The organism is Tistrella arctica (assembly GCF_039630945.1).
Lineage (GTDB): Bacteria > Pseudomonadota > Alphaproteobacteria > Tistrellales > Tistrellaceae > Tistrella > Tistrella bauzanensis.
This window is the reverse complement of the sequence record NZ_JBBKTV010000001.1, coordinates 467,855-490,835: the sequence shown is the minus strand read 5'-3', so window position 1 is coordinate 490,835 and position 22,981 is coordinate 467,855. Positions and strand designations below refer to the sequence as shown.

Here is a 22,981-nt window from a genome sequence, read left to right as displayed (position 1 = left end):
GGCGCGAGGCCGATCAGCCGACGATTTCGGTCTGCGCGAAGAAATAGGCGATCTCGTTGGCGGCGTTCTCGGCCGAATCCGAACCGTGCACCGAATTCGCCTCGATCGACTCGGCGAAATCCTTGCGGATGGTGCCCTCGGCGGCATTGGCCGGGTTGGTGGCGCCCATGATCTCGCGATTGGCGGCAACCGCGTTCTCGCCTTCCAGCACCTGCACGACCACCGGACCCGAGATCATGAAGCTGACCAGATCGTTGAAGAAGGGGCGCTCGGCATGCACGGCATAGAAGCCCTCGGCCTGCGCCTTGGTCAGTTGCAGGCGCTTCTGCGCCACGATGCGCAGACCGCGGCCCTCGAAGCGGGCGTTGATCTGGCCGGTCAGGTTGCGGCGGGTGGCGTCGGGCTTGATGATCGACAGGGTGCGCTCGGTGGCCATTGTCTCGAACTCGTTTCTACGATGCAGGAGGAAACGGCGCGGCCGGTCGATGACGGGCGGGCTGCGCCGACGGGTCTCCGCGGTTCCTCCCCGTCACACTCGTTCGGGACTTGGGCCCGTTCGGAGCCGGCGGGGATTGAAAAGCCGCGATCGAGCGGGCTTATAGCGGTTTCCCGGCCGCGCGGCAACCACCGCTCCGTGACGCCCCTGTCGCAATGCAACATAAGGCCTCTGCAGGCTCGTGACAGAGGCTCTCCGCCATGCTATGTGATCGCGCATGCTGCACATCAATGATCTCGTCTATCGCATCGAGGGTCGCCCGCTGTTCGAGGGTGCGACACTTGCCATCTCCGAGGGCCAGAAGCTTGGTCTTGTCGGCCCGAACGGTGCTGGCAAATCGACGCTGCTGCGCCTGATCCGTGGCGAGATCAGTCCGGATGCCGGATCGATCGTGCTGCGCCCCGGCGCCCGCATGGCATCGGTCGCCCAGGAGGCGCCCGGCGGCACCGACAGCGCGGTCGAGCATGTTCTGGGCGCGCTGCCGGAACGGTCGGAGCTGCTGGCCAGGCTGGTCGTCGCCGAAGAGGCGCATGACGGCATGGCGCAGGCCGAGATCCATGCGCGTCTGGCGGAGATCGGCGCCCATGCCGAGCCGTCGCGGGCCGCCCGCATCCTGTCGGGCCTGGGCTTCAACGAGGCCATGCAGGCCTCGGCCTGCTCCAGCTTCTCAGGCGGCTGGCGGATGCGGATCGCTCTGGCCCGGACGTTGTTCGCCAATGCCGATGTGCTGCTGCTGGACGAGCCCACCAACCATCTGGATCTCGAAGCCACGATGTGGCTGGAAAGCCATCTGGCGACCTATCCCGGCACGCTGATCGTGGTCAGCCATGATCGCGATCTGCTGAATGCCGTCACCGACCGCATCGCCCATGTCGATGGCGGCAAGCTGGTGGCCTATCGCGGCAATTTCGACCAGTTCCTGCGCCAGCGGGCGGAACGCCGCGAGCATGCCGCCAAGGCGGTCGTGCGGGTGGAGGCGGAACGCAAGAAGCTGCAGGCCTTCATCGACCGCTTCCGCGCCAAGGCGACCAAGGCCGCCCAGGCGCAGAGCCGGGTGAAGGCGCTGGAGCGGCTGGGATCGGCCGATGCCCCGCCGCGCGCCTATGAGGTGGCGTTCTCGTTTCCCTCACCGGAAACACTGGCCCCGCCACTGCTCGCGATCGACGATGTCACATTGGGCTATGGCGACGCGCCGCCGGTGCTGCGCGGCATCAATCTGCGCATCGATCAGGACGACCGCATCGCCCTGCTTGGCGCCAACGGCAACGGCAAGTCGACACTGATGAAGCTGCTGGCCGGGCGGCTGGAGCCCCGCCATGGACGCATGGTGCGGCCGTCGAAGCTGCGGATCGGCTATTTCGCTCAGCACCAGACCGATGAGCTGATCGCCGGCGACACGGCGTTTCAGCACATGAAACGGGTGATGCCGGGCGTTCATGATGCCAAGGTTCGCGCACAGCTCGGCCGCTTCGGTCTGGCCCAGGCGCGTGGCGACACGGCGGTGGAGCAGTTGTCGGGCGGCGAGAAGGCGCGGCTGCTGTTCGCGCTGGTCACCCGCGATGCACCGCACCTGCTGCTGCTGGACGAGCCGACCAACCATCTGGACATCGAGGCGCGCGACGCGCTGATCGAGGCGGTGAACGAATACACCGGCGCCGTGGTGTTCATCGCCCATGACCGACGGATGGTGGAACTGGCGGCCGAACGGTTGTGGCTGGTCGCCGATGGCCGCTGCAAGCCCTATGAAGGCGACCTCGACGACTATCGTAAGCTGCTGCTTGAAACCGCGCGCGTGGCGCCGGATCGTGGCGGTGCCGCCACCGATGCCGAGGCCAAGGCCAATAAGCGCGATCAGCGCCGCGCCGCGGCTGAGCGTCGCGAAAAACTGAAGCCGCTCAAGAACCTGATCAGTAAGGCGGAGAATGAGGTCGAACGCCTGACCCGGGAACGCGACCGGCTGGCGGCCCTGCTGGCCGACCCGACCTTCTATGACGGCCCCCCGGCCGATGTGGCACGCGCCACGCGTGAGAAGGGCCAGGTGGACAGCAAGCTCGCCGCCGCCGAGGAACGCTGGCTGGCCGCCCTCGATACCTATGAACGCGCCGAAAGCGACGCGATGGCCGACGCCTGACCGCTGATCGGCCGACATCCCGTCGGCCCGCGACTGTCAGCCGATCAGACGCGCGAGCCGTGCCACCGCCGCATCGGCTGCGCGCTCGGGCAGGGCCGCGAACCCCAGAATCAGCCCGGGCCGGCGCCGCGCATCCGACAGAAAATGCGGCGCCAGCGCCGAACCACGCATACCGGCGCGGGCCATCGCCGCCGCCAGGGCAACATCATCGGTGCCGGCGGGCAGGTGCAGCACCAGCGACATGCCGCCGGCGCCGGCGCTGATGGCCATGCCGCGCCCTGGCTGCGGGGCGATGACCCGGCGCTCGATGGCCTCGATCACCGCTGCGCGCCGCCGCGTATAAAGTGCGCGCATCCGTCGGACATGGCGGCCCAGATGGCCATCGGTCATGAAACGGGCCAGGGCCGGTTGCAGCACCAGGGCCGATGGCGGCCCCAGCGCGCGCAGCCCCTCGGCGAAACGAGCGACATGCCCCTCCGGCACCACCAGATACCCAAGGCGAATACCCGGCGCCAGAACCTTGGAAAAGCTGCCGATATAGATCGTGCGCCCATGGCCGTCCAGGCCCTGGAGCGACGGGATCGGCCGCCCGGCATAGCGGAACTCGCTGTCGTAATCATCCTCGATGATCCAGCCGCCCTGTGCCGCCGCACGGTCGATCAGCCGCAGCCTGCGGGCCAGCGGCAGGGTCATCCCCAACGGGTATTGATGCGAGGGCGTCAGAATGCAACTGCGGGCCGCGGGCGCCATCGCCTCGGCCGCATCGGGGTCGAAGCCGTCGGCATCCAGCGGCACCGGCACCGGCCGCGCGCCGATCAGGCCCAAGGCGGTCCTGATGCCGCGATAGCCCGGGTCTTCCACCCAGACCGGTTCGTCACGACCGATGACCATCCGGCAGGCAAGATCCAGTGCCTGCTGGGCACCTGCTGTGATCAGCACCCGCGCGGGGGTCGCGATCACCGCCCGCGTCGCCACCAGATGTGCGGCAACGGCCTGGCGCAGAACCAGCGCACCGGCGGGATCGGCAACCGCCAGGGCGTCGGTCCCGCCAGCTTTCATGCCATGGACGAGCGCCCGGTTCCATGCCGCCAACGGAAACTGATCAAGCGCGCCGATGCCTTCGGCAAAGACCGGCGGCGGCCAGCCCGCCGGCATCCCCGCTGCCGGTGCAACTGCCGATGCCGGTGCCGGGGGTGCCGACGACATGGCGGAGCGGGGCGGTGACAACGCCAACTGGGAATCGGGCAGATCGGCCGAGACCCTGGTCCCATCGCCGATGCGCGCGGTCAGATAGCCTTCCGCCACCAGTTGCTCATAGGCGCCGACAACTGTGCCCCGGGCGACACCAAGGGCCGCGGCAAGACTGCGGCTGGCCGGCAGACGCGCGCCCGGTGCCAGACGGCCGGCCAGAATCGCGTCGCGCAACGCGCCATACAACCCCTGCCCCACGCCGGCGGCCAGCGGGTCGCGCAGGCTGGAGGACCGATCCGGCCAATGGGGAAGCAGGGCAGCGAGGTCGGCAGCGAGGTCGGCAGCGAGGTCGGTCTCATGCGTTTTCGAAGATTGGTCCATTCATAGATCTCATATTTGGATCATTAGATCAGACCAATCATCTCATAGGCTGCGCCATAGCACCACACGCCGCCATGAACGGACCACCCCATGACCATTGATACCGATCTGCCACCCGCGCCACCGGTCCCGCCTCTCGGGTCGACGCCCCGGACGACCCTGACGCGGTTGCCCGACCGGGCGGCAACCGACCGGGCGATGCTGAACGACCTGCTCGACGAGGCACTTCTCGCCCATATCGCCTTCGCCGACGATGGTCAGCCGGTGGTGCTGCCGATCGCCTGCTGGCGCGCGGGCGACCATCTGTACATCCACGGAGCCCGCAAAACCCGGTTCATGCAGGTGCTCGCCGGCGGCGCCCCCGCCTCGGTCGCCGTGACGGTACTGGATGGGCTGGTCATCGCCCGGTCGACCTTCAATCACTCGATGAACTATCGATCGGCCATCATCTTCGGACGGTTCGAGCCGGTCGACGATCCGGTCGCGAAAGCGGCCGCCCTGGATGCCTTCATGCGTCATGTGGTGCCGGGCCGCGACCCGCATGAGCCACGCCCCGGCTCGGATCAGGAACTGAAAGCCACCCACGTGCTCCGGATCGCCCTCGACGAGGTATCGGTGAAGTGGCGGGCCGGCCCGCCGGGTGATCAGCCACAGGACATGGACCGGCCGGTCTGGGCCGGTGTTGTGCCGCTGGCGCTGACGGCGGGGACGCCGATCACCGCGCCCTCCGCCGCCACCCGCCCGGTGCCCCCGGAATTTGCCGCCTATCGCCGCCCATCCGGGTGTGCCAGAGGCTGAGAGTCGCAGACTGCGACTGCGTCTTAAAACCGCCTCACGCAAAATGCATTGCAAACTGCGTGGGGCCGCCTTGCCACCCCTTTGCCGCGACAGCACTCGGTAAGCACAAGTCAGCAGCAATCGCGATGGAGTGCCAATGAATAACCGGCCGCGTCAGTCATCGCCCCTCACCTTCGATTGGATCTTGAAAAATTGATTCTGAAAATATCATATATAGATATGAACTCCCGCACCGACATCGCGTCATCTGAAAAGATGGAGGGTGGATATGACTGATATTGAAGCGGTCCTTCGTAACAACCGGATAACCACTGCGGAAATCATATACTATATGCCGGATCATCCTATGGTTCTGCAGAGCCTTGTCTGGCAGTTTCTGGATCTGGCGCCGCGATTTCCAAAGTTACAGGCTTTCCTGCAGTTCTGGACACGCGAGATAGAGGGGGCAATTCATTCGGTGACTGTGGCCAATGCGGCCCTGGCGGCCCCGGCCAAATGGCGTCATCTCGACGGGGTCTGGCGGCTGCAATAAGGCCGTCCTGTGGCGATGGTGGCGCGGGATTTGCTTACCGTCTTCGCCATCGCAACAGATGACGGTGCATGCCGCGATGGATACCGATCTGCGCGGCACCCGCGGCCGGAAGGCGGCAATGACCGGAGATCGACAGCAGGGTGAAACCGGCCCGCGACCGCTTCTGCCGGTGCCCCCCCCTAAGCACTATGCGTGGCTGCGCCCGGCAGCCCTGGCCATGATGCTGGCGGCGCTGCTGCTGTTCTCGGCCGGCCTGCTGCACAGCAACAATCTGCTCAGGCAGACCGTGCTGACCAGCCATGTCGATCTGTCACAAACCGTCTCCACCCTGCGGCGCCTGGAGCGCTGCTATCTGGAACTGGCGGGCAGTCTGCACCTGATCGGCGGCCCTTCCCATCCCGGCCCTTCCCATCCCGACCCGTCTCACCCGGATCCGTCCATGACGGATGACGCCGACACCACCGCGGCCGATGTTCTGGACCGGGAAATCGTCCATATGACAGCCCATCTGTCAAGCCTGCGGCTGGCCGGACCGGCCGCGGTGATGGCGTCGTTGCCGGATGGAGAGGTGCTTCTGGCCGCCGCCAGCGCAGACCTCGCCTGGTTGAGCGGCCTTCGTGCTGTCGATGTCACCCCCACGGCCGACGCGTTGCGCCGCCATCTCGCCCAGGGTGCATTGCGGCTCGACCCGGCGATCCGGCACCTTGAGGCCACGCTGACCGATGACCAGCAGACCGTCCGTAACAGCTTGATCGAGTTGCAGACCCTGGGGCAGATGTCGGCCGCCGGCATTCTCGCGACGGTGGCCGGCCTGGGCTTGCTCGCCACCCTGATGCATCACGGCCAGAAGCGCAGCCATCAGCGATTGCGCAGCGCCATCGACACCATGTCGGATGGTTTCGTCCATATCGATCGCAATGGCCGGGTCACCGTGGCGAATGATCAGTTGCTGCGCTATCTGCCCCGCGAAACCCTGTCCGTCGGCGGCCTCGGCACCGCCGAGGGGCTTGGCCGCGCGATCGCCTTGGCAACGGCCGATCCCGAGACGACACGCGGCACCCTTGCCGCCATTCTGGGCGGTGCCAGACCACCCGCGCTGTCCGAACGGCGGCGCGATCGGGGCCGACCGTCGGCCGGCCAGATCGATATAGCGCTTGCCGAAGGCCGATGGCTGCGGCTGCGCAGCCATGTCGGCGGCGATGACGGGCGCGCGGTGGCGCTGATCGACGTGACCGCCGAACATCGCGATCTGGCACAGCGCCACCGGAAGGCCCTGGTTTTCGAACATCTGACCGACGGGCTGGTGGTCGCGGACGCCCAAGGCATGATGATCGATGTCAGCCCGTCGACCGCCAGGATCTATGGCGCGGAGCCGGCAGCGTTGTGGGGGCAGCCGCTTGGCCTTCTGATCCAGCCATCCGACGCCATCAGCGTCACGCGCGGCATTATGGAGACGTTGCGGGACCAGGACGTGGTGACCCGGAGCTTCCCGATCGCCCGCCCCGCGCCGGGCGGCGGCATGATAGCCACCGGCCGGACCGCCGAGGCGACGCTGATCGCGTTGCACGACCCGTCGGCCGGCTTTGACGGCGCGATCGCCGTGATCCGCGATGTCAGCGAGGTCCGACGCATGGATCGCCTGAAAGCGGCCTTCGTCGCTGTGGCGGCCCATGAGCTGCGGACACCGACCACCGCGATCGTCGGTGCGCTGAAGCTGGCCTGTAGCGGCATCGGTGGCCCGGTTTCGGAACCGCTCGCCGGGCTGCTGCGCATGGCGATGCGCAATGGCGACCGGCTGACGGCGGTGATCGACGACATTCTGGATGTGGAGCGGCTGGAGGGCGGGCAGTTCACCCTCGCCCATGCGCCGATCGTGCTCAGCCTGCTGCTGAACACGGTCGCCACCGAGGCCGCGGCCACGGCCGGCAGCCTCCTGATCATCAGCCCGGCGCCGTCTGCTGCCGCCGGTCTGACCGTGCCGGGCGACCTGCAACGGCTGGTGCAGGCTCTGGTGAAGGTCTGCGAATATGTCAGCGCCGCGGTCGACGGCACGGCGACGATCGGTCTGGACTGGCGGATCGCCGGAGACCGTCTGCATCTGTCGGCCGCGCTGACGCAACCCCAGGCATCGCCGCCGGTGGCGGCGGCGGCAATGCCCCCCCAGGCCCTGCCGCCGCCGACGGTACGCCGCGCCGGCTATATCGGCTTCGGGCTGGCCACCGCGCGGGCGCTGATCGAGCGCCATGGTGGCAGCCTGTCGTACACTGCCGACGATGGCATTGCCGGCCGTTTCGATATCGATCTGCCCGCCACGCAGCCCGTGATGGCCGCCTGATCACGGCCAGTTCGGGCACGCAGCCGGGCCCGGTCCGTCGGGCGCCACCTCCCTCAGCCAGCTTTTTCCCAGCCGCCGCCCGGCTTCTGTCGCCAATAGGTCAGAGCGTGGCCGGCCGCCTTGCGGGCTCGCCAGCGATCGCGGGCGGCTGCCACGGCGCCATCATCGCCGCCGTCGAACAGGTCCAGCACGCGGATGAATCCGGCCAGACCGGCCGGCTCCACATCCATGCCGTCAACCAGAACCAGCACCTGCGGATCGTTGGGCAGATCGTCGCCCGATGTCAGCCAGACCGGCTGGCGATCGGCCCGCGCGTCACCTTCGGCACCATGGGGCAGAAAGCTGCCGGGGTCATAGGTCCAAAGCTGTGTGTCCAGCGCCTTCACCCGTTCGGGGCTGCCCGCGCGGATCACCGCCCGCCAGCCGCGCGACAGAACCCGTTCCAGCAGGGCCGGCAGGGCCTTTTCAAGCGGTGTCGCGGTCAGGTGATAGAACGCCACCTCAACCCCGGCCTCGACGGCCGGGGTTGAGGTGGCCTCGCCTGTGGCGGCCATGGCCGGGGCGTCGCGGGCGGTCACGCCGCCTCGCCGCTTCCGGTGCCCTCGAAGCGATCGGCAACCAGCCGGTCCAGCAGACGCACGCCATAGCCGGTGGCCCCCTTCGGCCCCAGATCCGTATCGCCCTTGCCCCAGACCACGCCGGCCACATCCAGATGCGCCCAGGGCGTGTCGCCCACGAAGCGCTTGATGAATTGCGCGGCGGTGATGCTGCCGCCATCGCGGCCCTTGCCGACATTCTTCATGTCGGCGATATCGGAATTGATGTCCTTGTCATAGGCATCCGAGAGCGGCATGCGCCACAGCCCTTCGCCGGTCGCCCTGGCCGCCGCCAGCAGGCCATCAGCCAGGCTGTCGTCATTGGCGAACAGGCCGGCGTTATAGCTGCCAAGCGACACGATGATCGCCCCGGTCAGCGTGGCGAGATCGATGATCGCGGTCGGCTTCAGATGATCGCGGGTATAGGTGATCGCGTCGGCCAGAACCAGCCGGCCTTCGGCGTCGGTGTTGATCACCTCGATGGTCTGGCCCGACATGCTGCGCACCACGTCGCCCGGACGCTGAGCGGTGCCCGACGGCATATTCTCGACCAGGCCGACCACGCCGACCACGTTCACCCGCGCCTTGCGCTGGGCCAGACCGCGCATCAGCCCGGCAACGATGCCGGCGCCGCCCATGTCCCACTTCATCTCTTCCATACCGCCGGCCGGCTTGATCGAGATACCACCACTGTCGAAGCAGACGCCCTTGCCGACAAAGGCGACCGGGTCGGCCTCGTCGTCACGGCCGGTCCAGCGCATCACCACCAGATACGGCTCGTTCACGCTACCCTGGGCCACGCCCAGCAGGGCGTTCATCCCCAGCGCCGCCATCCGGTCGCGGTCCAGCACCTCCACGTCGATACCAAGGCTGGCAAGGCTGGTCAGCCGCTCCATGAAGGCGCGGGGGGTCAGCACATTGGCCGGCTCGGAAATCAGCTCGCGGGTGAAATCCACCCCCTCGCCCACGGCATCGCGGGCCGCGAAGCCCGCGGCCGCATCGCCGCCGGCATCGCTCATCACCACCACGTCCGGGGTCACCGGGGCGTCCTCGCCCGGCTTGGCGGTGCGATAGCGGTCGAACCGCCAGCACCGCAGCCGTGCGCCCAGCCCGACTTCGGCCGCCAGCGCCGCCGCATCGCCGCCAAGCCCGGTCACATCGACCGCGATGGTGGCCGCGCCCGTCGCGGCCCGCACCGCCCGCCCGCCCAGACGCAGGGCGCGGGCGGTGTCGAACTCGTCGGCCTTGCCGATCCCCAGCAGCACCACGCGGTCGCAACCGATGCCATGCGGGGCCAGAACCGCCGCCTGCTGTTCCGGCTTGCCGTCGAAGCGGGCGGCGGCCATGGCGCGGACCAGGGCACCGCCCGTGGCTTCGTCGACGGCGCGGCCGGCGGCGGTCAGCGATCGCCCTTCGGCCACGGGAAGAACAAGGGTGCCGTCGGTGGGGGTCGACGACGTCGCGAAGCTGATGGTCATGCCTGCCTCTCCGGGTTCCTGTGCATGCGCGGGTGGCGGCCGCGAGCCGGCGGGACACCAGGCCCGCGCCATGCCTGTGCGGCGAAGTCTGCCACCGTCCCGCCAATATAGGTCGTGTCGATGGCGCACAGAAGCCCGGTGACGCAGATCTGCCACAGGGCCCCGGCTGCCCGGGCACTGGACCCCGGCCACGCCACACGATAAGTTGCAGCCGTCGGCGACGCGCACTCGTCCGCGCGGCGGCCATCTGTGCAGAACGGCCATGTGCGCAGGACCACCATATGCGCAGGACCAACCGGGACAGGTGCCCGTTGTGGTCTCAAGCGCCGCCAGCCCGCGCACACCAACGCGCTCTACCGCACCAAGGGTTCCATGCCCCTCGCTTCACGCTATCTGTTTCGACAGCTTCTGCTACCGGCGCTTGCCATTACCATGGGCCTGGTCGCGGTGGTGTGGTTGACGCAATCCGTGCGATTCCTGGATCTGATCGTCAACCGCGGCCTGTCGGCCTTCACCTTCGTGAAGCTGACGATATTGCTGCTGCCGACCTTCCTGTCGATCATCATGCCGATCGCCCTGTTCTGTGCGGTGATCGCGGTCTACTCGCGGCTGATATCGGATCGCGAACTGGTGGTGATGCGGGCGGCGGGCCTGGGCCCCTGGGCGCTGATCCGCCCGGCCGTGGCCCTGGCGGTCGGCTTCACACTGTTCGGCTATGTGCTGTCGAGCTATCTGGTGCCGGTCTTCGCCCGCGATTTCCGCGAGCTGCAATTGTCGATCCGCAGCGACGTCGCGGCGGTCCTGCTGCAGGAGGGCCGCTTCAACACGCCGGTTTCGGGACTGACGGTTTTCGTGCGGGAACGTCTGCCCTCGGGCGAGCTTGCCGGTATTCTGGTGCAGGACGAACGCGACAAGGAACTGCCGGTCACCATGATGGCCGCGCGCGGCGGCATCGTGCCCACAGAAACAGGTCAGCGGATCGTGCTGGTCGACGGCAATCGCCAGGAACGGTCCGGCGACGGCCGGGTCAGCTTTCTGTATTTCGACCGCTATACCGTGGATCTGGCTTTGGTGGCCGGCGATGCGGCGCCCACTATCCCCGACCGGCGCGAACGGTTCATCGGCGAACTGCTGAACCCCGAGGAGGGGCTGCCGCCCAAATTCCGGGCCGAGCTTCGCGGCGAACTGCATCAGCGACTGGCCTGGCCGCTTTACAACATCGCCTTCACGCTGATCGCGCTTGGCCCCCTGCTCAGCGGCGAATTCAGCCGCCGCAGCCGCTGGACGCGCGTGGCGGTGGCGACGGTGGCCATGATCGTGGTGCAGTTGACCGGCCTGACCCTGACATCGGCGGTGGTCACGTCGCCGATGGCGGCCGTCCCGCTTTATCTGATCATCATCGGCGCGTCGGTCGTGGCGCTCGGCCTGATGCTGCGGCCACAGATCCGGCGCATTCCAGCCACGCCGCCACAGGCCGGCCAGGACGGTCGCGAGGTGACGCCATGACCGACGACACCCGCCCCACGCTGCCGCTGCCGCAACGGTTGCGCGCCGGCCGTGCGCCCTCGACGCCCCGGCGCCACATCTCGCCCACGCTCAGCCTGTATTTCGCACGCCATATGCTGGGATCTGTCGGCCTTGTTCTGGGCGTGGTGATCGGTCTGGTGCTGGTGGTGGATCTGATCGAGTTGCTGCGCCGTGCGTCGGGCAATGGCGAGGCCAATCTGGCGACGCTGATCGGCATGGCGCTGCTGAAGAACCCGTTCCAGATTCAACGCATCGCGCCGTTCGCGGTGCTGATCGGCGGATTGATCACCTTCGCCCGCCTGACCCGCAGCAACGAGCTGGTGGTGGCCCGCGCGGCAGGTGTGTCGGTGTGGCAGTTCATGGGGCCGCCGCTTGGGGTGGCCCTGTTGCTGGGCCTGTTCCTGATCGGCATCTTCAATCCGCTGGCGGCCCTGATGAGCGCGCGCTACGAAGCGTTGGAGGCCCGCTATATCGGCGGGCAGTCCAGCCTGCTGTCGGTGGGGCCCGGGGGACTGTGGCTGCGCGAGCGCCTGGACGGACAACCGATCGTCATCCATGCCACGAAGATGGCGGCGGGCGGCACCGACCTTGGGAATGTCACCATCTTCCGGTATGACAGTAACGAGGTCTTCGAGGACCGGATCGACGCCACGCGCGCGCAGCTCACCGACGACCATTGGCGGCTGGAGAATGCCGTTATCTCGGCACCCGACGAGGTTCCGGTGCCACAGCCTGTGCTCGACCAGCCGACCCGGATGACGCGGGAGCAGATCCTCGACAGCTTCGCCAATCCTGAGACCATGTCGTTCTGGGCCCTGCCCGGCTTTATCGCCCAGTTGCGTGATGCGGGCTTCAGTGCGGTGCAGCATCGACTGTACTGGCATTCCCTGCTGGCCCTGCCGCTGCTGATGGTGGCGATGGTCATCACGTCCGCCGCATTCGGCCTGCGTTTCACCCGCCGGGGCGGCGCCGGCATCACCATCGCAGGCGGCGTCTTCACCGGCTTCCTGCTGTATTTCCTGACAGGCGTGGTCTATGCTCTGGGCCAATCCGGGGGCCTGCCGGTGGTGTTGGCTGCCTGGACACCGGCCGGCGTTGCGACGCTGTTCGGAATCGCGACCCTGATGCATCTGGAGGACGGCTAGCCTTGGTCGCCGGACCTGCTCGTAACCGCCGCCGCCGTCCGCGCCCCGGCCGTCTTTCTCGTCTGCGCGCGGAGCTGATGGCTGCCGCTGCGCTGTTTGTTATCGGCGCCGCACCGGGGCAGCTTCACGCCCAGGCGCTGCCGTCGCTGTCGTCCGACGAGCCGGTGCTGATCCAGGCCGACGAGGTCGAGTATTCCGATCAGCTCGACATCGTGATCGCCCGCGGCAATGTGGAAGTGGCGCAGGGGCCGCGGATCGTGCGCGCCGACACCCTGACCTATAACCGGCGCGACGGCATCGTGACCGCGCAGGGCAATGTCGCCATCGTCGAGCCCGACGGTTCAGTGCTGTTTGCAAGCTATGCCCAGTTGGATGAGGAACTGGCCAAGGGGGTCGCCCGCGATCTGCGCGCCAGGCTGGCCGACCAGACCCTTCTGGCCGCCGCCGGCAGCACGCGCGAAGGCCGTTTCACCCGCATGGACAAGGCCGCCTATACCGCCTGCGAGCTCTGCGAGGAAACCCCCGACCGGCCGCCGCTATGGCAGTTGAAGGCCGATACCGTCACCCATGACGAACAGACCCGCGACATCGTCTATCGCGATGCAACGCTGGAACTGCTGGGCGTTCCGGTGATCTATACCCCCTATTTCAGCCATCCCGACCCCACCGTCGACCGTCGAAGCGGCGTGCTCGCCCCGACCTACAGGTCGAACAGCACGCTGGGCAGCCGGATCGACGTGCCGTATCACATCGTCATCGACCCGTCGAGCGACGCCACGGTCACGCCGATCTGGACCACGGATCAAGGCGCCGGCCTCGGGCTGGAATACCGGCGGGTTCTGGACGAAGGCGCCTTCTCGCTGGAAGGGCTGATCGCCGATGCCAGCGACGACGTCGATCGCGACAACACCCGCGGCTATATCGCCGGCCGCGGCCGTTTCGACATCAACCGCACCTGGCGCTGGGGCTTCGACGGCATGTGGGCCGGCGACGACACCGTGCTGCGGGTCTATGATATTTCGAATCGCGAGACGCTGACCTCGACGCTGTATGCCGAACAGCTGAACGGCCGCGATTATGCCCTGATCGCCGGCTACTGGTTTCAGGGGCTGCGGAGCGATCAGGTCCAGTCACGCCTGCCGATCGCCGTGCCCATGGCCCAGTGGAACCAGCTCGGCGCCCCCGGCGCCGGGCCGATGGGCGGCCAGTGGCGCCTGGATTCGAGCTTTGCCGGCCTGACCCGGCGCGAGGGCACCGACAGCTATCGCATGACCGTGGATGGAGGCTGGAACCGCAGCTTCATCGGCGCGGAAGGTGGCGTCTACACCGTCGCCACGGGCCTGCGCGGCGACGGCTACATGGTCGACGACGTTCAGGACGGCACCCGGACCTTCGACGGCACAACCGGCCGGGTCGTGCCTGAGGTGTCGCTGGACTGGCGCCTGCCGATGGTGCGGTCCGACGGCGCGGCGCGCCAGGTGATCGAGCCGATCGTGCATGCGGTGCTCAGCCCCTATGGCGGCAACCCCACGAAGATCCCGAACGAGGACAGCCGCGACTTCGAGTTCGATGAGACCAATCTGTTCGAGAATCAGCGCTTCGCCGGCTATGACCGGGTCGAGGGCGGACCGCGGGTGAGTTACGGCATGCGGCTCGGTCACTACACCGGCGATGGCGGCCAGATCACCGGCCTGGTCGGCCAGTCGCTGCGCGCCCGGGCCGACGACACCTTTTCGCCGGGCAGCGGTCTGGACGACAAGGTGTCGGATTATGTCGGACGCGTTGTCGTCACACCCGATCCGAACCTGAACCTGTATTATCGCTTCCGATTCGACAAGGACACGCTGGAGCCGCGCCGGACCGATCTTGGTGCAGCCTGGATCGTGCGGCAGGCGAGCTTCGACCTGTCTTATATTCTGCTGCAGGCCGATGAGGAACTGTCGCCGGAGGACGCCGACGATCGCGAGGAAATCTATTTCAGCGCCGGCTATGACATCAGTGACGATTTCAAGATTTTCGGCAGCCTGCGTCGCGATCTTGAAAACGAGCGGTCGATCGACCATGGCGTCGGTGTGGCCGTGGACTTCGACAATTGCCTGTATATCGTTTCAGAAGTCCGCCGCAGCTTCTCGCGCGACCGCGACGTGCAGCCCTCGACCGATGTGCTGGTCCGGGTGGTGCTGCGCACGCTGGGCGGAACTTACTGACATGTACCCGACCGAGCACAGAGGACGTTCGATGAAGCCCTTGCGCATTCTGCTCCTCGCCGCATTCGCAGGCACCACGGCCCTCGGCGGCGCCGCGGCCCTTGCCCCCGGCCAGGCGCTCGCGCAGACCGCCGGGCGGGTTGCCGCCGTGGTGAATGACGACATCGTGTCGGTCTTCGACCTGACCGCGCGGCTGGACATGCTGGTCAAGACCTCGCAACTGCCCGACGACCAGCAGACCCGCCAGCGCCTGGCCTCGCAGGTTCTGCGGCAGTTGATCGATGAGCGGATCCAGATGCAGGCCGCGCGCCGCCTGGGCCTGGACGTCTCGGCCGACGAGATGTCGCGCGCCGAGGCCGAGATCGAGAGCCGCAACAATTTCCAGCCCGGCACCCTGCAGCAGAGCCTGCGGGCACAGGGGATCGTGCCCTCGACGGTCACCGAGCGGCTGCGCGCCGAGATCGCCTGGGAGAAGGTGGTCGCACGCGAGGTTCGCCCGCGGATCGTGATCGGTGAGGACGAGATCAACGCCGTGCTCGACCGTATCCGCGCCAATGCCGGCCAGACCGAGTTTCGCGTGCTGGAAATCGTGCTGAGCGTGCCGTCGCCCGATCGCGAGGCCGAGGTCCGCCAGAACGCCGAGCGGCTGCTCGACCAGCTGCGCGCCGGCACGCCGTTCACAGTTCTGGCCCGCGAGTTCTCCGATGGTGTGACCGCCCAGCAATCGGGCGATGTCGGCTGGGTTCTGCCCGGCCAGTTGTCACCCGAGATCGATGCATTTCTGGCCAATGCCCGTCCTGGTGCCGTTTCCGGCCCGATCCGCACCCCCGAGGGCTATCACCTCGTGGCCGTGGCCGACAGCCGCAAGGTCACCGGTGGCGATGCCTCGCAGATCCAGGTGGCGCTGAAGCAGATCGCCATGCCGGTGCCCGAGGATGCCGCCGCCGCCCGTGCCATCGGCGACCGCCTGCTGGCGGCGACCGCAGATCTGAATTCCTGCGATGCGGTCGAGGGCATCGCAAGCGAGCTTGGCGCCGATCCGCAGACCGATCTGGGCACCCTGACCGTGGGCGACCTTGCCCCGGCGCTGCGCCAGGCGGTGATCAATCTGGGCGTCGGCGAGGTATCGCCGCCGATCACCGGCGGTGGTGCCGTCCGGGTGCTGATGGTGTGTGAACGCAGCGGCGACATCACCGGTCTGCCCGATCGCGACGCCATTCGCGACGCGCTGATCCGCCAGCGGCTCGACACCATGGCCCAGCGTCATCTGCATGATCTGCGCCGGCAGGCCTTCATCGATGTCCGCGTCTGACACCAGGGGCGGGCTGCCGCTCGCGATCACCATGGGCGAGCCCGCCGGCGTGGGTGGCGAGCTGACGCTTGCCGCCTGGGCCGGCCGCGAGGCTCTGAGCCTGCCGGTGTTCTTCGCCCTGGACGACCCTGAGCGGCTGCGCATGATCGCCGGCGCCATCGGTGCCGCGGTGCCGGTCGAGGAGATCGCCAGACCTGAGGATGCCGCGGCGGTGTTCGGCCGTGCCCTGCCGGTGCTGCCGGTCCGCCTGCCCTATCCGGCCACGCCCGGCAGCCCCAACCCGGCCCATGCGACCGCGGTGGTCGAGGCGCTCGACCGGGCGGTGGCGCTGGCACTGGCCGGCCGGATCGGTGGCGTCGTCACCAACCCGATTCAGAAGAAAACCCTCTACGACGCCGGCTTTCCCTATCCCGGCCACACCGAATATCTGGCAGCCCGCTGCGGCATCGGCATCAAGCCGGTGATGATGATCGCAAGCCCGGCGATCAAGGTGGTGCCGGTGACGATCCACGAGCCGCTGATCCGGGCGGTCGCAATGCTGACGCCGAGCCTGATCGTCGAGATCGCCACCATCACCGCCGAGGCGTTGCGCCGCGATTTCGGCATTGCCCGGCCGAGGCTGGCGCTGGCCGGGGTCAACCCGCATGCCGGCGAGGATGGTGCGCTGGGGCTTGAAGACAAGGCGGTGGTGGCGCCGGCGGTCGCGATGCTGACGGCAGCCGGTATCGACGCCCGCGGCCCCCTGCCCGCAGATACCCTGTTTCACGCCGAAGCCCGCGCCGGTTATGACGCGGTGCTCGGCATGTACCATGATCAGGTGCTGATCCCGGCCAAGACGCTCGATTTCCATGGCGGGGTCAATGTCACGCTGGGCCTGCCGATCGTGCGCACCTCGCCTGATCACGGCACCGCCCTCGACATTGCCGGCCGCGGCATTGCCCGCATCGACAGCCTGGTTGCCGCCATCAGGCTGGCCAGCCTGATGAGCGCCGCACGCAGACGTGCCGCCGGCTGATCCGGAGCCCCATGACCGACGAATTTTCATCGACCGGCCCTGCCGCCGTCACCGTTCCAGACGACACAGCCGCCCGGCTGGAGGCGCTGCCGCCGTTGCGCGACGTGATCGCGGCCAATGGCCTGGATGCGCGCAAATCGCTGGGCCAGCATTTCCTGCTGGATCTGAACCTGACCCGGCGGATTGCCAGACTGGCCGAGGGGCGCGGCGGGCTCGCCGGCGGCACCGTGATCGAGGTGGGCCCCGGCCCCGGCGGCCTGACCCGCGGCCTGCTGGCCGGCCCCGCCGCCCGGGTGATCGCCATTGAGCGCGACGCCCGCGCCGTCCAGGCCCTGCAACCGCTGGTCGAGGCGTTTCCCGGCCGGTTCTCGATCATCGAGGCCGATGCGCTGACCATGGATCCGGGCGCGCTGCTGGATGCGGCGGGCGATCCCGGCCGCTGCTGGATCGCATCGAACCTGCCCTACAACATTTCCACCCAGCTAACCGTTCAATGGGCCGAACGCCCGGACCGGATCGCCGGCATGGTACTGATGTACCAGAAGGAAGTGGCCGACCGGCTGATCGCCGAGCCGGGCGGGCGCGATTATGGCCGGCTGTCGGTGCTGGCGCAATGGCGGTTCCGGATCGCCAAAGGCTTCGACATCGGCCCGCGCGCCTTCACGCCGCCGCCCAAGGTGACATCGACCGTCCTGATCTATGAAACCCGCCCCGAGCCGCTGGCGCCGGCCGATCTCCGCCTGCTGTCGGCGGTGACGGCAGCCGGCTTCGGCCAGCGCCGCAAGATGCTGCGCCAGAGCCTGAAAGGTCTGGGTGATGCCGAAGCGCTGCTCGCCGCCGCGGGCATTGAGCCGACACGGCGTGCCGAAACCGTGTCGGTCGAGGGGTTCTGCGCCTTGGCACGGGCGTTGGCATCGCGGGATCCGGCACAGATGGACTGACCATCATCCGCGCGCGCCGATGATGGCCTACAACACGAAATCGGCGGCAGCGCCCGCCCCGATACCCCGCACCATGATTTCCATATCGGCGATGCGATCTCCGTCGATATCAAGGCGCAGGAGTGACATCTGCGCGTTGATGGACGCGACCACCACGGCCCCGGCCACGCCGTCGAACACCATGTCGTTCATAAACCGGAATGCCTGATCCCCGGCATGTGCGGGATCCGCGTCGATCATCGACAGATCGATGCGGTCTCCTTGGGCGCGGCTGAAATCGTTGATCGTGTCACGTTCCCCAGGGATGGCGGCACTGTCGGCGATGGCCCGATAAATAAAGGTGTCGGCGCCCGTGCCCCCCTCCAGCAGATCAGCGCCCTCACGCCCCACCAGACGGTCATCGCCGGCATAGCCACGCAACGTGTCGCTGCCGGCCGCCCCAAGAAGCAGATCGCCACCCGCATTGGATCCATGCACGGTCTCGATCGCCGTCAACTGATCGCCCTGCGCATCGCCATCAAATCCCCGCCCGCTGGCAAGGTCGACGCGGACAGCGATCGCGCTGTCGGTGTAGGTGACAGTATCGACGCCGTCACCGCCTTCCAGAAGATCCGCGCCGCCACGCCCGCGCAGAACGTCGTCGCCCTCAAATCCACGCAGGGTCTCGGCCCGCGCCGATCCGGTAAGCACATCGCCATGCCGGCTGCCATGAACGATCTCAATGCCCGTGAACCGGTCGCCCTCGGCATCGCCGCCGGCTCCGGTGCCGGTCGTGAGGTCGACCCGCACACCAGAGCCGGCGTCGGTATAGGACACGGTGTCGATGCCGGCACCACCCTCCAGCAGATCGGCGCCACCACGCCCGCGCAGAACATCGTCGCCATCGAAGCCGCGCAATGTCTCTGCGCCGGCACCACCAGACAGGACATCATTTCCGGCGCTGCCATGAACCGTCTCGATCGAGGTCAGCCGATCGCCCTGCGCGTCACCATCCATGCCGACGCCAGTTTCCAGATCCACCCGAACACGAACCGCGCTGTCGGCGTAGCTGGCGATGTCGATCCCATCGCCGCCCTCCAGCAGATCGGCGCCACCGCGCCCGCGTAGAACGTCATCGCCTTTGAAGCCACGCAGCGTGTCGTCGGCGTCCGTGCCCGACAGGTTGTCAAAGTATTTGCCGCCATGGACGATCTCGATGCTGTCGAGGGCGTCGTCATCCGTGTCGGCACCACGGGCGCGGCCCGATCGCAGGTCCACGATCAATGCGGAGTCGGCATCGGTATAGGATGCCGTATCGATTCCGGCGCCCCCTTGAAGCAGATCGCGACCGCCACGCCCGCGCAGCACATCATTGCCGTCGCCGCCCTCCAGGCGATTAACGCCATCATCGCCCGACAACTGGTCGTCATAGGCAGAGCCGGTCAGGTACTCGACAGCCGTAAGCCTGTCACCTGCGGCATCACCGCCGGTGCCGAGGCCGTTTCTGACGTCGACGACCACGGCAGCCGAACTTTCGGAATAGCTGGCCCAATCAAGGCCGACGCCACCGATCAGCAGATCCGCACCACCACGCCCCTGAAGAACGTCACTGCCACCGGCCCCATCCAGCCGGTTGGATGCGGCATCGCCGTAGATCCCATCCCCGAACGCCGATCCGACCACGTTTTCGACCTCGTACACCCGATCGAGGCGATTGGTGTTGCTGCCTGCGAGATCGACTGCCACCGGCTGCCATGCCTGCGCGAAATCGATGGTGTCATTGCCCTCACCGCCGAAGAAATCGCCGCCGCCATTCTCAGATGCATAGAGCAGATCGTTGCCTGAGTATCCATTCACCATCGAGAAGCCGTTGCCTGCGGTCAGGATGTCGTTGAAGACTGAGCCGATCGCGGCTTCAATACCAATCAGCGCATCGCCTTCGGCATGCCCCCCCCGACGCGGTGGCCGCGGCGATATCGATAATGACTGCCGCGTCTGATGACAGATAGAGTGCGAGGTCAAGGCCATTGCCACCAGTCAACCGGTCGGCTCCGGCACGTCCTTCAAGAACATCGGCGGCATCGCCGCCATAAAGCAGGTTATCGCCGGCATCGCCCGACAGGCGATCCTCAAAGCTCGTGCCGATGACGCTGGAGATATTGATCAGTCGATCGCCATCGGATGCCGTGCCGTCCGCGAGATCGACGATGATGGCCGCCGCCCGCGTCTCATAGGTCACTGTATCGAAGCTGCCGGTGCCGCCATTGATGATATCGGCGCCTCCACGGCCGTCGAACAGATCGTTGCCCGCGCCGCCCGTGAGGATATTGACGCCATCATCTCCATAGAGACGATCATCCTCGGCGCTGCCGATCAGATTCTCGATACCGCTCAGGGTATCACCCTGCGCGTCTCCCGTGCTGCCCACGCCATGCAAAAGGTCAACGGCGACCCCGATTGCGGATTCCGTATAGGCTGCCGTGTCGATACCGGCGCCCCCGATCAGTTCATCTGCGCCAGCCCGGCCCTCAAGCGTGTCATCGCCGCCCTGGCCCAGAAGACGATTGGCGACCGCACTGCCACGGATGGTATCGGCGTGGCCGCTGCCCCACACCTGTTCGATCCCGACCAGCGTGTCGATCTTGCCCTGTGCATGTCCGGCAAGACCGGCCACCAGATCGATCCCCAGCCCGGCCGGGCTGTCGGCGTAATAGACAAGATCGACGCCCGCGCCGCCGTCTATGTTGTCGCTGCCGGTTCCGGGGATGAGAAAGTCATCGCCATTGGCGCCAAAGAGCTGGTCATCGTCGGCGCCACCGTCGAGCCGGTCATCATCCGCGCCGCCGATCAGCGTGTCATAGCCATCGCCGCCCCGCAGCACATCCTCGCCATCATCACCGGACAAGTAGTCGTCGCCGATCCCGCCATTCACCTCGTCATCACCGGCATCGGCCAGGATCTGATCGTCACCGCCATCGCCGTTCAGCGTGTCATGACCAAGCCCGCCCCAGATCTCATCCGCCCCGTCGCGGCCGAAGACAACATCATCACCAAGCCCACCGGAAATGACATTGACCCGCGCATCCCCCCACAGCGAATCATTCCCCTGTTCGCCGAGAATACGGAAATAATTGTTCTGATAGTCGTTGCCCTGTCCGGCGATGCGCACGGCGTCACTGCCGGACGACACATTGCTGTTGCCAAGCGATGTGAGAAACTGATTGGCGGAAGCAGCCGCGCCCGCTGCCGAGAACGACAGCACCGTCACATCATAGCTGCCCACCACCTCCTCATATTCCGCAACCGCGACATAATAGAAGCCGCTGGTGGCGGGGGTGTATTCGAAATAGGCGTTCAGCCCGACGCCACTTTCGCCGTCCGATATCAACATCCCGCCATCCGGCCGGCGCAGATACATCAGAATGTCACCGGCATCGGGATCGGCATCGGTCTGTGCCGATCCATAGAACCGATAGATCACACCTGCGGTCAGGTTGATCCGAATCCAATCGACGTCGCCAGCGACGTCAAATCGGCCGCCATACTGAAAACTGTTCTCGCCCACGCCGAAATTCGCCGTCGTGGTGGAGTTTGCAGCCACATCCGCCATTGGGGTTCCGCTCCCGTGTGATTTCAACCTATGTCCGTTTGCCCGCAGCGGCGCCAACGTCGCACATCCGGTGCCGAGGATCTTGATTGTGATAATCGTCACACGTATTGCGTCTTGACAAGAACGAGACACAGCCGAACACACGAATGTGATCGCGATGAACCGTTACCCCCCCTGAACCGGGGGATAAACGGGATGCGACAGGTCACCGCCGCCAGTATTCTCAGGCAACGACCTTGAAGATGACATGTCGTCAGACGACATTGCGTCCCAGCCACCTCGCTCTGGCATCGACACCTTGCGGAGACTGCATGACCTATCTTCTGCTCGCCGCCGGCCTGGGATTGTTGTTTCTGGGTGGCGAACTTCTGGTCCGCGGCGCGGTGGGCACCGCCACCCGGCTGGGGATTTCGCCGATGGTGATCGGCCTCACCCTGGTGGGTTTCGGCACCTCCACACCGGAACTGGTCGCAAGCCTTCAGGCGGCGCTGGGCGGTGCGCCCGGCATCGCCATCGGCAATATCGTCGGCAGCAATATTGCCAACATCCTGCTGATTCTGGGCACATCCGGGCTGATCCTGCCGATCCTGGTCAACCCGCAGGCCTTCCGGCGCGACGGCACGATGTTGACGCTGGCCACCCTGGCCCTGATCCTCGCCTGCCTGGGCGGGGAGTTGGGGCGGATTGCGGGCGCGCTGTTCCTGGTCGGTCTGGTTGGCTATACCATCTACAGCTATATATCCGACAAGCGGATGAACGACGCCACCGCCCGGATGCATGCCGCCGAGGCGGACTATGTGGCAGAGCAGGAGCCGGTGAAGACCGCCAGCATCGGCCGCAGCCTGCTGATCACGGGGATCGGCATCGCCGGCGTGATGCTGGGGGCGAATTTCCTGATCACCAGCGCGGTCGAGGTGGCGCGGACCTTCGGCCTGTCCGAAGCGGTGATCGGCCTCACGCTGGTTGCCATCGGCACCTCGCTGCCGGAACTGGTCACCTCGGTGATGGCGGCGCTGCGCAAACATGGCGAGGTTGCCTTCGGCAACGTCATCGGCAGCAACATCTTCAACGCGCTCGGTATCGGCGGTGTCACGGCCCTGGTCCAGCCGATCGCGATCCCGCCCGAGGTGCTGGCGCTCGATATCTGGGTGATGGCGGCGGCAACCGGATTGCTGCTGGTCTTCGCCTGGACCGGCTGGCGGATCGGCCGGCGCGAGGCCGGGGTGTTCCTGGCCGCCTATGTGCTCTATTTCGTCGTGCAGTTGTCGCCGGCGGTACGCGGCGCGCTTGGCCTCGCCTGAGCCATT

Annotated in this window: 17 protein-coding genes and 1 pseudogene; 11 read left to right on the top strand and 7 right to left on the bottom strand. The window is 66.9% G+C overall.

Features of this window, described 5'->3' with window-relative positions; all coding sequences use genetic code 11:
• Positions 1 to 13: 13 nt before the first annotated feature.
• Positions 14 to 436, bottom strand: a complete 423-nt coding sequence (ndk, locus tag WG924_RS02170) for a nucleoside-diphosphate kinase (RefSeq protein ID WP_345931279.1) — start codon at positions 434 to 436, stop codon at positions 14 to 16.
• 277 nt (positions 437 to 713) lie between these two features.
• Here ndk and WG924_RS02165 point away from each other — a divergent pair, with 277 nt between their 5' ends.
• A complete protein-coding gene (locus WG924_RS02165) occupies positions 714 to 2,627 on the top strand; it encodes an ABC-F family ATP-binding cassette domain-containing protein (RefSeq protein ID WP_345931278.1) in 1,914 nt (637 codons plus the stop codon).
• Positions 2,628 to 2,663: 36 nt separating this feature from the next.
• Here the strand turns inward: WG924_RS02165 and pdxR are convergent, their stop codons facing one another.
• Positions 2,664 to 4,199, bottom strand: coding sequence for a MocR-like pyridoxine biosynthesis transcription factor PdxR (gene pdxR / locus WG924_RS02160; protein ID WP_345931277.1), 1,536 nt, complete (start codon positions 4,197 to 4,199; stop codon positions 2,664 to 2,666).
• A gap of 90 nt (positions 4,200 to 4,289) precedes the next feature.
• On the opposite strand from pdxR, the gene WG924_RS02155 reads away from it, so the two are divergent.
• The 3 genes from WG924_RS02155 to WG924_RS02145 all read left to right on the top strand — a co-directional run bounded on the left by WG924_RS02155 (position 4,290) and on the right by WG924_RS02145 (position 7,864).
• Positions 4,290 to 4,997 (top strand): pyridoxamine 5'-phosphate oxidase family protein, encoded by a 708-nt coding sequence (locus WG924_RS02155; RefSeq protein ID WP_345931275.1) that lies wholly within the window; start codon positions 4,290 to 4,292, stop codon positions 4,995 to 4,997.
• A gap of 268 nt (positions 4,998 to 5,265) precedes the next feature.
• On the top strand, positions 5,266 to 5,529 hold the full coding sequence (locus tag WG924_RS02150; protein ID WP_188581902.1) for a Usg family protein: 264 nt from the start codon (positions 5,266 to 5,268) through the stop codon (positions 5,527 to 5,529).
• A gap of 118 nt (positions 5,530 to 5,647) precedes the next feature.
• A complete protein-coding gene (locus WG924_RS02145; protein ID WP_345931271.1) occupies positions 5,648 to 7,864 on the top strand; it encodes a sensor histidine kinase in 2,217 nt (738 codons plus the stop codon).
• A gap of 53 nt (positions 7,865 to 7,917) precedes the next feature.
• On the opposite strand, the gene WG924_RS02140 is transcribed toward WG924_RS02145, so the two are convergent.
• A complete protein-coding gene (locus WG924_RS02140; protein ID WP_372044745.1) occupies positions 7,918 to 8,442 on the bottom strand; it encodes a DNA polymerase III subunit chi in 525 nt (174 codons plus the stop codon).
• A complete protein-coding gene (locus WG924_RS02135) occupies positions 8,439 to 9,938 on the bottom strand; it encodes a leucyl aminopeptidase (protein ID WP_345931269.1) in 1,500 nt (499 codons plus the stop codon). Before WG924_RS02135 ends, WG924_RS02140 begins: the two co-directional genes overlap by 4 nt.
• 372 nt (positions 9,939 to 10,310) lie before the next feature.
• Here WG924_RS02135 and lptF point away from each other — a divergent pair, with 372 nt between their 5' ends.
• From lptF to rsmA, 6 genes are all read left to right on the top strand, one after another.
• Positions 10,311 to 11,444, top strand: coding sequence for an LPS export ABC transporter permease LptF (lptF, locus tag WG924_RS02130; RefSeq protein ID WP_345931267.1), 1,134 nt, complete (start codon positions 10,311 to 10,313; stop codon positions 11,442 to 11,444).
• Positions 11,441 to 12,610, top strand: a complete 1,170-nt coding sequence (lptG, locus tag WG924_RS02125; RefSeq protein WP_345931265.1) for an LPS export ABC transporter permease LptG — start codon at positions 11,441 to 11,443, stop codon at positions 12,608 to 12,610. Before lptF ends, lptG begins: the two co-directional genes overlap by 4 nt.
• Before the next feature lie 77 nt (positions 12,611 to 12,687).
• Positions 12,688 to 14,817: an LPS-assembly protein LptD gene (locus tag WG924_RS02120; protein WP_345931263.1), complete on the top strand. Its 2,130-nt coding sequence runs from the start codon at positions 12,688 to 12,690 to the stop codon at positions 14,815 to 14,817.
• A gap of 31 nt (positions 14,818 to 14,848) precedes the next feature.
• The gene (locus WG924_RS02115) at positions 14,849 to 16,129 is read left to right on the top strand and encodes a peptidylprolyl isomerase (RefSeq protein ID WP_345931261.1); all 1,281 of its coding nucleotides are present in this window, start codon (positions 14,849 to 14,851) and stop codon (positions 16,127 to 16,129) included.
• Positions 16,116 to 17,144: a 4-hydroxythreonine-4-phosphate dehydrogenase PdxA gene (gene pdxA / locus WG924_RS02110; RefSeq protein WP_345931258.1), complete on the top strand. Its 1,029-nt coding sequence runs from the start codon at positions 16,116 to 16,118 to the stop codon at positions 17,142 to 17,144. The genes WG924_RS02115 and pdxA overlap by 14 nt, the downstream gene beginning before the upstream one ends.
• Before the next feature lie 11 nt (positions 17,145 to 17,155).
• A complete protein-coding gene (gene rsmA / locus WG924_RS02105) occupies positions 17,156 to 18,085 on the top strand; it encodes a 16S rRNA (adenine(1518)-N(6)/adenine(1519)-N(6))-dimethyltransferase RsmA (RefSeq protein ID WP_345931256.1) in 930 nt (309 codons plus the stop codon).
• A 27-nt stretch (positions 18,086 to 18,112) separates the two neighbouring features.
• Here the strand turns inward: rsmA and WG924_RS02100 are convergent, their stop codons facing one another.
• The 3 genes and pseudogenes from WG924_RS02100 to WG924_RS02085 all read right to left on the bottom strand — a co-directional run bounded on the left by WG924_RS02100 (position 18,113) and on the right by WG924_RS02085 (position 21,818).
• The gene (locus tag WG924_RS02100; protein WP_345931254.1) at positions 18,113 to 18,580 is read right to left on the bottom strand and encodes a M10 family metallopeptidase C-terminal domain-containing protein; all 468 of its coding nucleotides are present in this window, start codon (positions 18,578 to 18,580) and stop codon (positions 18,113 to 18,115) included.
• A gap of 132 nt (positions 18,581 to 18,712) precedes the next feature.
• A pseudogene (locus WG924_RS28200) lies at positions 18,713 to 20,092 on the bottom strand (calcium-binding protein); the annotation flags it as partial.
• The gene (locus WG924_RS02085) at positions 19,980 to 21,818 is read right to left on the bottom strand and encodes a calcium-binding protein (protein WP_345931249.1); all 1,839 of its coding nucleotides are present in this window, start codon (positions 21,816 to 21,818) and stop codon (positions 19,980 to 19,982) included. The pseudogene WG924_RS28200 and the gene WG924_RS02085, both read right to left, overlap by 113 nt.
• A 167-nt stretch (positions 21,819 to 21,985) precedes the next feature.
• Between WG924_RS02085 and WG924_RS02080 the strand changes: the two genes are divergently transcribed.
• Positions 21,986 to 22,975 (top strand): calcium/sodium antiporter, encoded by a 990-nt coding sequence (locus WG924_RS02080; protein WP_345931247.1) that lies wholly within the window; start codon positions 21,986 to 21,988, stop codon positions 22,973 to 22,975.
• Positions 22,976 to 22,981 lie beyond the last annotated feature (6 nt).

Excerpts from the sequence above, each read along its gene's own strand:
- ndk (WP_345931279.1), bottom strand. The coding sequence starts at position 436 with ATGGCCACCGAGCGCACCCTGTCGATCATCAAGCCCGACGCCACCCGC.
- WG924_RS02165 (WP_345931278.1), top strand. The coding sequence starts at position 714 with ATGCTGCACATCAATGATCTCGTCTATCGCATCGAGGGTCGCCCGCTG.
- pdxR (WP_345931277.1), bottom strand. The coding sequence starts at position 4,199 with ATGGACCAATCTTCGAAAACGCATGAGACCGACCTCGCTGCCGACCTC.
- WG924_RS02155 (WP_345931275.1), top strand. The coding sequence starts at position 4,290 with ATGACCATTGATACCGATCTGCCACCCGCGCCACCGGTCCCGCCTCTC.
- WG924_RS02150 (WP_188581902.1), top strand. The coding sequence starts at position 5,266 with ATGACTGATATTGAAGCGGTCCTTCGTAACAACCGGATAACCACTGCG.
- WG924_RS02145 (WP_345931271.1), top strand. The coding sequence starts at position 5,648 with ATGACCGGAGATCGACAGCAGGGTGAAACCGGCCCGCGACCGCTTCTG.
- WG924_RS02135 (WP_345931269.1), bottom strand. The coding sequence starts at position 9,938 with ATGACCATCAGCTTCGCGACGTCGTCGACCCCCACCGACGGCACCCTT.
- lptF (WP_345931267.1), top strand. The coding sequence starts at position 10,311 with ATGCCCCTCGCTTCACGCTATCTGTTTCGACAGCTTCTGCTACCGGCG.
- lptG (WP_345931265.1), top strand. The coding sequence starts at position 11,441 with ATGACCGACGACACCCGCCCCACGCTGCCGCTGCCGCAACGGTTGCGC.
- WG924_RS02120 (WP_345931263.1), top strand. The coding sequence starts at position 12,688 with ATGGCTGCCGCTGCGCTGTTTGTTATCGGCGCCGCACCGGGGCAGCTT.
- WG924_RS02115 (WP_345931261.1), top strand. The coding sequence starts at position 14,849 with ATGAAGCCCTTGCGCATTCTGCTCCTCGCCGCATTCGCAGGCACCACG.
- pdxA (WP_345931258.1), top strand. The coding sequence starts at position 16,116 with ATGTCCGCGTCTGACACCAGGGGCGGGCTGCCGCTCGCGATCACCATG.
- rsmA (WP_345931256.1), top strand. The coding sequence starts at position 17,156 with ATGACCGACGAATTTTCATCGACCGGCCCTGCCGCCGTCACCGTTCCA.
- WG924_RS02080 (WP_345931247.1), top strand. The coding sequence starts at position 21,986 with ATGACCTATCTTCTGCTCGCCGCCGGCCTGGGATTGTTGTTTCTGGGT.